We start from the raw sequence: 12,577 nt of genomic DNA, 5'->3' as shown, positions 1-12,577 counted from the left end.
ACTCGGGCGCCGCCTCCCTGGAAGCACGGCGCCCGGCTCACCCGATGTAGTGTGGCAGATGAGCCACACAAGGGACCTTGAGGCCGATCAATCGCGGTCAGTGGGGCGGATTGTGCTTCTCGACGAACGCCATCGTCGCCGTGAGGGTCTCCAGCCGCGTGTCACCGCGCGAGAGCCAGTGGTCGGCGCCCTTCTGGAGGATCAGTTCGTGAGGCTTGCCGGCCTTGCTCAAGGCCTCCGCCATACGCTGGCTCTGATCCGCAGGAACCACCGTGTCGTCCTTGCCGTGGATCAGCAGGATCGGCGCGTCGGCAGCCGAGGCGAGATGAAGAGGGGAGTACCGCGCGATGACCGGATCGTCCCGGCTTTCCGCCCCGATGAACCGCGTCCAATAGCGCGTGGCGGCCGGCCCGCTTCGCCCGACACCGAACCCGATCAGTCCGGAGAGATCCGACACGCCCGCCACCGAAACGGCGCACCGATAGACGCCTCGATCGAGCGTCGCGCCCGCCAGCGCGGCATAACCCCCGTAGCTGGCGCCCACGATGCAGACGCGCGCCGGATCGATGACGCCCAGGGCGGCCAGACGCCGAACGCCGTCGGAGAGGTCGGTCTGCATCTTGCGACCCCACTCGCCATAGCCCGCCTCGAGGTGTCTCGAGCCCAGGCCGTCCGACCCTCGGTAGTTCACCTGCAGAACGGCGTAGCCGCGCGAGGCCATGCCCTGGGCCCACCAGTCGAAGTCCGGGGTGTCGCGCACCGCAGGACCGCCGTGAGGGAAGACAATCAGCGGCAGCCCCTTCGGCTCGCGACCTCGCGGCAGGGTGAGGTAGCCCGGAAGGTCCAGACCATCCGCAGCCTTGAACCGGAACGGCTTTCGATCGGAGATGTCGTTCGCCTTCAAGCTGGCGAACTGCTCGCCCAGCCATCGGGCGCTTCGCGTCTCCAGATCGACCAGGGCGAAGGCCGGCGCTTCGCTGGGCGATTCCACAAGGACGACGATTTTCCGGCGGTCGGCCGTCCAGTCGTGAAGAACCACCCGCTGACCCGGATAGGCGGCCGTCACCGCTCGCCACACCCTCTGATCCTCGGGATCGAAGAAGGTGTAGACGTCCTCGTCGCCGACCAGATTGTAGTAGCCCAGCAGAAGACCGTCCCGCGCACGGATCGAGGACTGCGCCGGCCCGACCGGTATCGGCGCCACCGGGGCATTGTCGTCCCGGCGGACTTCCCGCCACTCGGAGCGACCATCGTCCGTCCGGATCCCGTAGATCACGCTGTCCTTGTCGCGGCCCATGCCGAGCATGCGGGGCGGATCGAGCGGCGCCGATACGCGAACGGCATCGGTCCACAGGCCGCCTCGGCGAAGCTGTAGCACCCAGAGTCCGGACCCGCTGTTGTATTGCTCGCGGGCCAGCACTTCGCCATCGGTATCCACCAGCCAGTTTCGGGTGTCCGGCGCCCCTTCGGACACGAGCCGGTTCGTACCGTTGTCCAGGTCGATCCCGAACAGCGAGATGCGCGCCCGGTCGCCCTTGATCAGAATGGCCTCGGGAAACACCATCGTCTTTCCCGCCCGCGTTCGGGCGGCGGGTAGGCCGAAGATCATCTGGAAGTCGGATTTGGAGTTCCGCATCATCGGCGACATCTTCTTCGCCGGAACATCGACCAGACTGCCGAAGAACCATTCGCGGTTCCCGTTGAGGATCTCGAAGCTCGTGGACGTCCTGGAACTCACGAGAATCAGCCGCCGGTCGTCCGCCCACTGCACGCCCCGGACCTTCTCGTCTCCGGTGTAGCCGTTCAGCAGCGAGGCTTTCGTGGCGAGGTCCTGCACCGCGATGATCCGCTGCTCGCCGTTGGTCGCCACCATGGCCACGGCGTGGCCGCTGGGCGAGATCGCGACCGACTCGATCGTGGGCAGCCGTCCGTAGGCTTCGAGCGGCGCGGCGGCGGCCGGCGTCACGGCCAGCAGGCCGGCGGCGGCGCACGCCACCCACGCCAGGATCGAACGCATCGGGGCCCTCATCGCGGCGGGTTGTGGGTTTCGAGGAACGTCACAACGGCGTTCAACGTCTGGATGCGGGTGTCGCCGCGCGACAGCCAGTGATCCTCGCCCTTCTGGACGACGAGTTCGTGCGGCTTGCCCGCCTTCTTCAGCGCATCGGCCATGAGCTGGCTCTGCTCCAGGGGTACGACGGTGTCGTCGCGGCCGTGGACGAGCAGGACCGGGATCGAGATCTTCTCGATGTGGCTCGCGGGCGAAATCTCGGCGAGGACACGGTCGCGGTTCTCTTCGGCGCCCATGAACCGCGTCCAGTACCGGAAGGCGCTGAGGCCGTTGCGATCCTTGGACCAGTTCACGAAGCGACGCAGGTCGCTGAGCCCGGCCACCGACGCCGCGCAGCGGTAGACGCCGGTATCCAACGCAGCGCCCGCCAGGGCTGCGTAACCCCCGTAGCTGGCGCCCACGATGCACACGCGTTTGGGATCGATCACCCCCTCGGCGGCGAGGTGGCGAACGCCGTCCGACAGGTCGGTCTGCATCTTGCGGCCCCATTCCCCGAAGCCGGCCCTGAGGTGGTCCCAGCCGAAGCCGTCCGAACCGCGGAAGTTCACCTGGAGCACGGCGTAGCCGCGCGAGGCCATCGCCTGGGCCCACCAGTCGAACCCCGGCGTGTCGCGGGAGGCCGGCCCCCCGTGCGGGAAGACCACGAGCGGCAGGTTCCTAGCCTCGCGGCCGTAAGGCGTATGCAGATAGCCGGTCAGGCTCAGGCCGTCCGCCGCCTTGAACCGGACAGGCTTCACGGGGGCGATGTCCTCGGGGGCCAGCCGCTGATAGCGACCGCCCAGCCACATGGCCTGCCGGGTGCTCACGTCGACCAGCGCATAGGCGGGCCCCTCGGTGACCGAATCCACCAGTACGACGATCTTGCGACGGTCGTAGGACCACGACGCCCGCCGCACCCGATCGCCCTTGAACGCCGCCCGGACCGCGTTCCAGGCGGCCTGGTCCGCGGGGTCGAAGAAGGTGTAGCGGCTCTCGTCGCCCACCAGCGCGTAATGTCCGATGAGCAGCCGGGTCGCGGGATCGCGGACCATGTTGTCGGCGTCGACGATCTCGAGCGGCGCGCCCCAGCCCTCGTGCGTCACCTCGTAGAAGCGCGTACCTGTCTCATGGGGTTCGGCGACGATCACCGAGTCGCCGGTGCGGCCCAGACCCAGGGTGTAGGGCCGGTCGTTCCGGGCTTCCACCGAGCGGCTCACGATCCAGGCCGCCCCCTTGCGGAGCCGAAGGGTCCACCGTCCGGTCTTGTCGTCGTACTCCGAACGCGCGAACGCCTTGCCGTCCGGCCCGAGCACGATCCCCCGGGTGTCCACCGTGCCCGCCTCCACGAGTTGAGGCCGGTTGGTCTTCATATCCATCTCGAAGATGGTCAGAACGCCGTACCGGTCGGGAAAGGTGATCCCGCGAAGGAACAGCGTCGGCTTGCCGTTCAGCATCCGGACCTCGGGCGAGCCCGCCAGCGTGTTCAGCGACGCGCCCATGTTGGTGTTGGCGTCCCGCATGCGACTGCCCGTGGTCGAGCGGCTGAGCGAACCCGACAGCAGCGGCTTCACATCGCGGGTGACGAGGTTGAGCCGATAGGCCATGTGGTGCTCGTCGCGGGCCGAGATCACGCCGGGAATGGTGCCCGTCCGCGACGTGGTGATGATCAGGTCGTCCGAGCCGACCCAGTCGAGGTCGCGAATCTTGACATCGCCAACGCCGAAGGCCTGCATCGGTCCGTCCGGGAGGGTCTTGATCCCGATGACGCGGGTCTCGCCCTCCGACATGACGACCGCGAGCCTGGTCCCGTCGGGGGAGATCTCGATCTGCTGGATCGACGGCAGGCCGCCATAGGCGTCCAGCGGCGCGCCGGTCGCCGGCGCCCAGAGCGTCATGGCCAGGATCAGGCCGATGAAATGTCGCAGGAATCGCATGCGGAACAGGCCCCCCAACCTGGTTCAATTCCAGATTGCCGGTAAGCGTGGCCGCTCGCAACCCGCTCAGTGCACGTCGTTCTTCTTCGGCGGCTCGGGCGGCAGGGGCGCCACCGACACGCCCTCCTCCAGCAGCTCGCGGACCTCCTGGGGCGAGGCCTGGCCATAGATGCCGCGGTCTTCGGCCTTACCTTCGTGGATGGCGCGGGCCTCGCGGGCGAAGGCGTCGCCGACGTCGTCGAAATTCTCCTCGACATGCCGGCGGATGCGGCCGGCGGCCTCCATCATCATCGCCTGCATCTTCGCCGCCGGCGGTTCGCCCCCGGTCTTCTTCGTACCGCGCACGGCCGGCGCCATGATCTGCTTGCGCACCGCCTTCGAGCCGCAGACCGGGCAGTCCAGCAGGCCCCGCGCCTGCTGGTCGTCATAGTCGGCGGACGAGCCGAACCAGCCTTCGAAGGCGTGGTCGTGGTCGCAGGTGAGCGCGTACTTGATCATCGGAGCGTAGCTGAGGGACGGATCTAGGGGCCCGTGAACGGCCGCGCATTGGCCAGGGCGGGGATGGCGGCGCGCGCCTTGCGGGGCGCGGCCAGGTCGAGGTCGGCCAGGAGCACGCCCGGCTCGTCATGGTCAAGGCTGGCGACCACCTCGCCCCACGGCCCCACCACCAGCGAACGCCCCCAGGTGCCGCGGCGGTCCTCGTGGAACCCGCCCTGGGCCGCGGCCAGGACATAGCTGCCCGTCTCGATGGCGCGGGCGCGCATCAGCACCTCCCAGTGCGCCTCGCCCGTCGGCCGGGTGAAGGCCGCGGGGATGGTCATCACCTCGGCCCCCGCCAGCGCCAGCGCCCGATAGAGGGCCGGGAAGCGCAGGTCGTAGCAGATCGAGAGGCCGAACCGGACGCCGTCCACGTCGGCCGTCACCGCCCGGTCGCCCGGCGCATAGGTGGCGGATTCGCGCGCCGTCTCGCCGTTCGGCAGATTCACGTCGAACATGTGCAGCTTGTCGTATGTCGCGGCGACCGCGCCCTGGGGGTCGATCAGGACCTGGCGGTTGGCGGCGGCCCCATCCTCGCGCAGCACCAGGGCCGAGCCCACGTCGATCCAGACGCCCCTGGCCCGCGCCGTCTCGCGCAGCGCCGCCACGACCGGATCGTCCTCCAGCCGCGTGAGCTGGGGCAGCAGCGTCTCGCGGTCCTTCTGCAGGATGTTGGTCCCCTCGGGCGTCAGGACGAAGCGCGCGCCCTGCGTGACCGCCTCCTCCACCAGCGGCAGGGTATGATCGACGGCCGCGGCGTGGCTGGCCGGCGTGCGGGTCTGGATCAGCGCGATCTTCACGACGTCAGGCCGCCAGCAGGGGGTCCAGCTTGCCCTCGCGCTCGAGGGCGAACATGTCGTCGCAACCGCCGATGTGGTGGTCGCCCACGAAGATCTGCGGGAAGGTGGTGCGGCCCGATCGCTGCATCATCTCCTGGCGCTTCTCGGGATCGAAGGCGGCCTCGACCTCGGTGTAGGCGACACCCTTGCGGTCCAGAAGGTCCAGCGCCCGGATGCAGTAGGGGCAGTACGGCTTGGTGTAGATGGTGACCTGGCTCATGTAGGCTCGATCCTAGCGGGATATCTCGGCCCCGTCATATGGCGAGTCCGGGCGGCGCCTGCACCCTCGCCACCACGGCCAGATCGACGCGCGCCGCCCCGGCGGCCTTCAGCGCCCGCGCGCAGCCCTCCGCCGTGGCGCCGGTGGTCAACACGTCGTCGATCAGCAGGATGCGCAGGCCCTCCACCTGCCGCCGCCGTCGCGCCGGCACATCGAAGGCGCCGGCCACATTCCGGCGGCGGCCCGAGCCCGACTTGCCGCCCTGGCTGGCGGTGGCCCGGCGGCGCACCAGGGCGTCGGGCAGGTAGGGCGTCCCGGTCATGGCCGCCAGCGGCCGGGCGATCTCTGCGGCCTGGTTGTAGCGCCGGCCCAGCAGACGCAACGGGTGCAGCGGCACCGGCATGATGGCGTCGGCCTCCTCGATCAGTTCGGCCGCCGCGCGGCTGATCCAGCGGGCCAGCATGGGCGCCAGGTCCACCCGGTCGGCGTGCTTCAGCTTCAGGATCGGATCGCGCGAGGTCTCGTCATAGAGGCACGCGGCCCGCGCCGCATCGAACGCGCGGGGCTTCGCCAGGCAAGCGGCGCAGCGGGCTCCGGGATCGTACTCGAAGGGGATGCCGCAACCGTCGCAGACCGGACCGTCCAGGAAGCGGATGCGCGTCCAGGCCGCCGCCGAATAGCCGCCCGCCATCGGCCGCGGCCCGCCGTCCAGCGCCTGGGGCGGAAACAGCATGTCGAGGCCCGTGCGGAAGGCCGCCTGCGCTTTCGGCTTCCAACGCGCGACGAAATCCGGTTCTTCGCCGTCCAATGCCCGCCCCCCACGCCCCGACGTCCGCGCCGCCCCGGCTGTTCGACCGCGCCCTGCACCGGCTGCGGCTGGACCGGGCGGCGGCCGGCTTCGCCCACGCCGACTTCCTGCACCGCCGGGCCGCGGAAGACGTCGCCGAGCGCCTGGCGCCCATCATGCGCAGCTTCAGCGTGGCCGTCGACCTCTCGGCGCGGCGCGGCGCCTTCGCCGAGGCGCTGGCGCGAGAGGCGCCGGGCAAGGTCGGGACGCTGATCGAGGCCGACCTGTCGCCCCGGATGCTGGCCGACCGGCCCGGCCCGCGCGTCGTGGCCGACGAGGAGCGCCTGCCCTTCGCGCCGGGCAGCCTGGATCTGATCGTCTCGGTGCTGGGCCTGCATTGGACCAACGACGTGGTGGGCGCGCTGATCCAGGCCCGCCGGGCTCTCCGGCCCGACGGCCTGTTCGTCGGCGCCTTCCTGGGCGGCGTGACCCTGACCGAGCTGCGCCAGTCCCTGGTGGCCGCCGAGAGCGAAATCCTGGGCGGCGCGGGCAGCCGCGTGTCGCCCTTCGCCGACGTCCGCGACGCCGCGGGGCTTCTCCAGCGCGCCGGGTTCGTGCAGCCGGTGGCCGACGTGGACACCGTGACCGTCACCTACGACCATCCGCTGAAGCTGCTCTTGGACCTGCGCCGCATGGGCGAGACCGGGGTGCTGGCCGACCGCCATCCCCGGAAGCTCACCCGCGCGCTGCTCGAGCGCACCTTCCAGCTCTACGCCGAGCGCTTCGCCACGCCGGACGGCCGCATGCCCGCGACGTTCGAGATCGTCACCCTGACGGGCTGGGCGCCCGTCGCCTGAGCCGGCCGGCGCACGACGCAAGCGTCACCATAAGCCTTTGATAACCTTACGGGCGCGACAGTCCGCCGCGAAGGCGGGGGCCATTTCGTGAGGGGAGCGACATGCGCCCGAGATCCGTCCGCGGCCTGGCCGCCGCCGTCATCGCCGTCATTCTCACCGGCTGCGCCGCCTCGGCGCCGCCCGCCTCCCCGCCGACCGCTTCCGCGCCTCGGGGGGGCGCGGCCCAGGCCTATGTGGACGTCGGCCTCGCCGGCCAGGCCAGTCCGTTCGAGGCCTATACGCGCCGCGCGGCGGCCATCGACCCCGGTTTCGCCAACCCGTCGCAACTGGGCGAGCGCCTGCGCACAGCGGCGGGCTATGAGCCCAAGCAGCTCGAGTCGGCGATGATCGCCTACGCCGCCCTGGCCGCCCTGCAGGAGCCGCGTTTCGTCCAGGCCATCCGGACCCAGGCGAGCAAGGGCGGCGGGCGGGACCTGGCCCGCCGGCTGGCCCAGGACCCCGACGCGGCGCTGGCCCTCCCCGGCGGATCGGCGGCGGCCGCCCGCGCCAACGCCGCCGTGGCCCGGCGCGGCGAGGCGCTGGCCAACGCCGGCGCCCAGGTGAAGAAGACCTCGTATTCGATCCAGCGCCAATCCTGGTCGCGGGCCAGGATCTCGAACGGCCCGCAGCGCCTGGCGGCCGTAAAGCAGGCGGCCGGATACCGCGCCGAGCCCGCCGACCGCGCCCAGCTCACCCAGGCCCTGGCCGAGGGCGGCCGGCGGAACGGCGCCTCGCCCGTCGTCTCGCGCGGGGTGGCCGTCGCCGCACTCACCGTCCTGGGCCGCGACGCCGAGGCGAAGCGGCTGATGACCGACCGCAACGCCGGCCAGTGCCTGCGGATGGCCAAGCTCAACTATCACCAGTGTCTGGCCGCGGCGGGAACGCACTACGAGGACGTCTACTGCCTGGGCGTCCACGCCATGACCGATCCCGGCCAGTGCGTCGTCGACGCCGCCAAGGCGCCCCGCAGCGTCCGGCGGGCGGGACTGTAGACGCGCCTCCCCCTCCTCCCACGTCCTCCCCTGTCGCGAAGACGACGGGGGAGGTGGATCGACGCGGCACGCGACGAGACGGAGGGGGCGCAAGGCCCCAAGCTCTGTGGAAGGGGCCTGACGCCCCCTCCACCGCGTTCCGCGGTCCTCCGCCCCGAACTGTTCGGTTCGGGGCGGAGCGATGGTGTCAGATCAGATCGCGCAGCCACGCCACCAGCGGCGCATCGGCCGGCGGCATGGGATAGCGGTCCATCTCCCGCGGGCGCGCCCAGGCCATCGCCTTGTGCTCCTTCGCCGTCACCACGCCCTCCCAGCGCCGGACGAGGTAGAGCGGCATGAGCAGGTGGAAACTCTCGTACTCGTGGCTCGCGAACACGAAGGGCGCCAGGCAGGCCTTCGTCACCCGGACGCCCAGTTCCTCGTCCAGCTCGCGGATCAGGCAGGCCTCGGGGGTCTCGCCGGGCTCGACCTTCCCGCCCGGAAACTCCCACAGGCCGGCGAGCTGCTTGCCCTCGGGCCGCTGGCAGATCAGCACCCGCCCGTCGACGTCGACCAGGGCCGCCGCGGCGACCAGCACGATGGATTTGTTGGAGGTGGCTTCCGTCATGGAAGCGCCTTTCCACGACCTGCGGCCAAATGGCAACGGCCAGCGCAATTCCGTCCCGCGAGGTTGACTTCGCCGTCGCAAACCCCGATGTGCCGCCTGCGCTCCTCATGAGCGCTAGCGACGCTCCAGCCGCGTGGAGCCTCTTCGTCGAGGCTCAGCCTGTCGAGCGCAGTGAGAAACTTCTCATAGATCGCCCATCACGCGGGGCGCTCCCCAAAGACCGGCGACACCGCGCCCTCGGAGCGTTCCGAGCCGGCGCGCATGTCGCATACGCGAAAGACTGAACGTTTGACCCAATTCACCGACCTCGGCCTGGCCAAGCCGCTCCTCAAGGCGCTGGCCGACGAGGGTTACACCCAGCCGACGCCGATCCAGGCGCAGGCCATCCCCGGCGTCATGGCGGGCAAGGATCTGCTGGGCATCGCCCAGACGGGGACCGGCAAGACCGCCGCCTTCGCCCTGCCGATCCTCCACCGCCTGGCCGACGACCGCCGGCCTGCGCCGCGCCGCAGCGCCCGCGTGCTGGTCCTGGCGCCCACCCGCGAACTCGCCACCCAGATCGGCGAAAGCTTCAAGGCCTATGGCAAGCACATGGGCGTCTCGGTCGCCGTCATCTTCGGCGGCGTGAAGCACGGCCCGCAGATGCGCGCCCTGGCCGGCGGCGTCGACGTGCTGGTGGCCACCCCCGGCCGCCTGCTCGACCATCTGTCCGAGAAGTCCATGACGCTGGAAGGCGTCGAGATCTTCGTCCTCGACGAAGCCGACCAGATGCTGGACATGGGCTTCATCGTCCCGATCCGGCGGATCGTACGCTACGTGCCCAAGGCGCGGCAGAACCTGTTCTTCTCGGCCACCATGCCGAAGGAGATCGAGACGCTGGCCGGCGAGATCCTCAACCCGAACCCGCTGAAGGTCTCGGTGACGCCGCAGGCCACCACGGTGGAGCGGATCAACCAGCGCGTCCTGTTCGTCGAGCAGCAGCGCAAGCGCGCCCTGCTGGCCGAACTGTTCGACGACGCCAGCTTCAAGCGCGTGATCGTCTTCACCCGCACCAAGCGCGGCGCCGACCGCGTGGCCCGGGGCCTGGAGCAGGTGGGCGTCGACGCCGCCGCCATCCACGGCGACAAGAGCCAGGGCCAGCGCGAGCGGGCGCTGGCGGCGTTCAAGGCCGGTGAGGTGCGCGCGCTGGTGGCCACCGACATCGCCGCCCGCGGCATCGACATCGACGCCGTGAGCCACGTGGTCCAGTTCGAGCTGCCCAACGTGCCCGAGGCCTACGTCCACCGGATCGGCCGCACGGCCCGCGCCGGCGCCGACGGCTCGGCGGTCGCGTTCTGCGCCGACGACGAGCGGGGCCTGCTGAAGGACATCGAGAAGGTGACCCGCCAGCGCATCCCCAGCTTCGACCGCCGCAACGACCGCCAGCTCGGCGCCGCGACGGCGGCCCTGCCCGAACCCGCCGGCAAGGCCGAACGGCCCGAGCGCGGCCAAGGACGACCCCAGGGCCGTCCTCAAGGCAAGGCCGAGGGCAAGTCCCAGCCGCATCGCGGCGGTCACGCGCCGAAGCGCAACCGCAGCCATGCGGGCGGCGGCGGCGGTCAGCGCGCCGAGGGCGCCCCGCCCCGCCCGGCGGGCGGCAAGCCCGCCTTCAAGGGCGCCGGCCGGAACCGCAACCGCAGCGGCGGCGACCGCAGCTCGGGCGCGTCGGGCGTCTGGAGCAACCGCTAGACTCCACAGGACGGCCCGGGCCAAATCTCGGGCTGAATCCTGGGCCGAATCCTGGGCCGTCCATCCTCGTCCGCGTTCATGACCTCGATCGTCCACGCCATCGCCGCCGGCGCGCTCGGCCTCGTGCGCCGGGTCCCGGTCGCGCACGCCCTGATCCACAAGGCCGCGCTACGCCTGGAGACGCACCCGGTGGGCGCACGTTTCATCCGGGGTGTCCTGGACGAGGGACCGGGCGAGACCATCGGCTATTCCGGCTGGGTCCGGCGCTACGACACGCTGCGATCCAAGGACCGTCGCGCCATCGCCGCCCACATCCGCCGCTTCCGCACGACGCCGACGATCTCGGTCGTCGTGCCCGTGTACGCCGCCAAGACGGACCTGCTGGCCGAAGCGATCGACTCGGTGCGCGCCCAGCTCTACCCGCATTGGGAGTTGTGCATCGCCGACGACGCGTCTCCGGGGGAGGAGACCTGGGCCGCGCTCACCCGCTACGCACAGGCCGACCCGCGCATCCGCATCGTGCGGCGCGAGGTCAACGGCAACATCTGCGCCGCCACGAATTCGGCCCTGGCCCTGGCCACCGGCGAGTTCGTGGCGCTGATGGACCACGACGACCTCCTGCCGGCCCGCGCCCTCTACGAAGTGGCGGCCCTGCTCCAGGATCATCCCGACACCGACCTGATCTATTCCGACGAGGACAAGATCGACGACCGCGGCCACCGCTACGAGCCGCACATCAAGACCGACTGGAACCCCGAGCTGATGCTGGGCCAGAACATGGTCAGCCACCTGGGCGTCTACCGCCGGTCGCTGATCGAGGCCGTCGGCGGCCTGCGGGAAGGATTCGAGGGCAGCCAGGACTACGACCTGGCCCTTCGGGTCTCGGAGCTGACGACCCCGGAGCGCATCCGCCACATCCCCTGGATCCTCTACCACTGGCGCCAGCTCGGCGGGCCGGCCACCTTCTCACAGGCCCAGATGGACCGTTGCGCCGACGCCGCCCAGCGGGCGGTGGCCGAGCACCTAGCCCGCACCGGCCAGCCCGTTCTGGACGTCAGCCGCATGGCCGACACGCCGGGCTGGGTCACGGTTCGCCGGGCGCCGCCGACGCCCCGGCCGCGGGTCTCGATCGTCGTGCCCACCCGCGACCGCGCCGACCTCCTGGCCCAGTGCGCCGAGGGGGTGCTGTCGCGGACCGACTACGCGCCGCTGGAACTGCTGATTGTGGACAATGGCAGCGTCGAGCCCGCAACCGCCGCCCTATTCGAGCGTCTTCGCCAGGACCCGCGCGTGCGAATTCTGGACGCGCCCGGGCCCTTCAACTTCTCGGCGCTCAACAACCGGGCCGCCGCCGAGGCCCGGGGCGAGATCCTGCTGCTGCTCAACAACGACATCTCGATGGTCCACCCCGACTGGCTGGACGCTCTCGTGGCCCAGGCGGTGCGACCGAACGTCGGGGCCGTGGGCGCGCGCCTGCTCTTTCCCGACGGGACGATCCAGCACGCCGGCGTGGCCGTGGGCCTGGGCGGGGTGGCCGGCCACGTGGCGGCGGGCCAGCCGGGCGACGACGCCGGCTACTTCGGCCACATGAAGTCGCCCCGCAATGTGACCGCGGTCACCGCCGCCTGCTTGGCGATGCGGAAGTCCGTGTTCGACGAGGTCGGCGGGCTGGACGCCGAGAACCTCGCCGTCGCGTTCAACGACATCGACCTGTGCCTCAAGGTGCGGGCCGCCGGCTACGACATCGTCTGGACGCCGCACGCCGAGCTGATCCACCACGAGTCGGCCACGCGCGGCGCCGACCTGGCCGGCGAGGCCCAGGCCCGCTTCCGCAACGAGGTGCTGCACATGCGCCGCCGCTGGGGCGAGACGCTGAAGCAGGACCCGTTCTTCAGCCCGCTGTTCAGCCTGGACCACAGCGATCATCAGCTCGCCAGCCCGCCGCGCCGGCCGCCGCCGTGGTCGGCGCCCTGAGCCCAGCGGCGAT

At 71.0% G+C, this 12,577-nt stretch carries 11 protein-coding genes; 4 read left to right on the top strand and 7 right to left on the bottom strand.

Translation table 11 applies throughout. The annotated features are described in order from the left end of the window. Nucleotides 1-97: 97 nt before the first annotated feature. The 6 genes from ABS78_RS06360 to ABS78_RS06335 all read right to left on the bottom strand — a co-directional run bounded on the left by ABS78_RS06360 (nucleotide 98) and on the right by ABS78_RS06335 (nucleotide 6,271). Nucleotides 98-2,017, bottom strand: a complete 1,920-nt coding sequence (locus ABS78_RS06360) for a S9 family peptidase (protein WP_293376186.1) — start codon at nucleotides 2,015-2,017, stop codon at nucleotides 98-100. A gap of 8 nt (nucleotides 2,018-2,025) precedes the next feature. Next, the gene (locus ABS78_RS06355) at nucleotides 2,026-3,984 is read right to left on the bottom strand and encodes a S9 family peptidase (RefSeq protein ID WP_293376184.1); all 1,959 of its coding nucleotides are present in this window, start codon (nucleotides 3,982-3,984) and stop codon (nucleotides 2,026-2,028) included. Nucleotides 3,985-4,050: 66 nt separating this feature from the next. Beyond that, entirely contained in the window at nucleotides 4,051-4,482 is a 432-nt protein-coding gene (locus ABS78_RS06350; RefSeq protein ID WP_293376182.1) for a DUF1178 family protein, read from the bottom strand. 23 nt (nucleotides 4,483-4,505) lie between these two features. Beyond that, on the bottom strand, nucleotides 4,506-5,321 hold the full coding sequence (locus tag ABS78_RS06345) for a carbon-nitrogen hydrolase family protein (RefSeq protein ID WP_293376180.1): 816 nt from the start codon (nucleotides 5,319-5,321) through the stop codon (nucleotides 4,506-4,508). 4 nt (nucleotides 5,322-5,325) lie between these two features. Next, nucleotides 5,326-5,580 carry a glutaredoxin 3 gene (gene grxC / locus ABS78_RS06340; protein ID WP_293376178.1) on the bottom strand — a complete coding sequence of 85 codons (255 nt, stop codon included), beginning with the start codon at nucleotides 5,578-5,580 and terminating at the stop codon, nucleotides 5,326-5,328. Between the two features lie 34 nt (nucleotides 5,581-5,614). Beyond that, nucleotides 5,615-6,271, bottom strand: a complete 657-nt coding sequence (locus ABS78_RS06335; RefSeq protein WP_293376341.1) for a ComF family protein — start codon at nucleotides 6,269-6,271, stop codon at nucleotides 5,615-5,617. A 116-nt stretch (nucleotides 6,272-6,387) separates the two neighbouring features. On the opposite strand from ABS78_RS06335, the gene ABS78_RS06330 reads away from it, so the two are divergent. Then, nucleotides 6,388-7,224 carry a methyltransferase domain-containing protein gene (locus tag ABS78_RS06330; RefSeq protein WP_293376176.1) on the top strand — a complete coding sequence of 279 codons (837 nt, stop codon included), beginning with the start codon at nucleotides 6,388-6,390 and terminating at the stop codon, nucleotides 7,222-7,224. A 101-nt stretch (nucleotides 7,225-7,325) separates the two neighbouring features. Further along, a complete protein-coding gene (locus tag ABS78_RS06325; protein ID WP_293376174.1) occupies nucleotides 7,326-8,255 on the top strand; it encodes a hypothetical protein in 930 nt (309 codons plus the stop codon). Nucleotides 8,256-8,442: 187 nt separating this feature from the next. Here ABS78_RS06325 and ABS78_RS06320 read toward each other — a convergent pair whose 3' ends face one another. After that, nucleotides 8,443-8,862, bottom strand: a complete 420-nt coding sequence (locus ABS78_RS06320) for a (deoxy)nucleoside triphosphate pyrophosphohydrolase (protein WP_293376172.1) — start codon at nucleotides 8,860-8,862, stop codon at nucleotides 8,443-8,445. Between the two features lie 288 nt (nucleotides 8,863-9,150). Here ABS78_RS06320 and ABS78_RS06315 point away from each other — a divergent pair, with 288 nt between their 5' ends. Both ABS78_RS06315 and ABS78_RS06310 read left to right on the top strand, forming a co-directional pair. Continuing rightward, nucleotides 9,151-10,590, top strand: a complete 1,440-nt coding sequence (locus ABS78_RS06315) for a DEAD/DEAH box helicase (protein ID WP_293376170.1) — start codon at nucleotides 9,151-9,153, stop codon at nucleotides 10,588-10,590. 78 nt (nucleotides 10,591-10,668) lie between these two features. Further along, nucleotides 10,669-12,564: a glycosyltransferase family 2 protein gene (locus ABS78_RS06310; protein WP_293376168.1), complete on the top strand. Its 1,896-nt coding sequence runs from the start codon at nucleotides 10,669-10,671 to the stop codon at nucleotides 12,562-12,564. Nucleotides 12,565-12,577: the final 13 nt, after the last annotated feature.

This window comes from Phenylobacterium sp. SCN 70-31 (genome assembly GCF_001724605.1).
Taxonomy (GTDB): domain Bacteria; phylum Pseudomonadota; class Alphaproteobacteria; order Caulobacterales; family Caulobacteraceae; genus Phenylobacterium.
The sequence above is the reverse complement of the archived record's forward strand: the minus strand, read 5'-3'. Positions and strand labels throughout refer to the sequence as shown.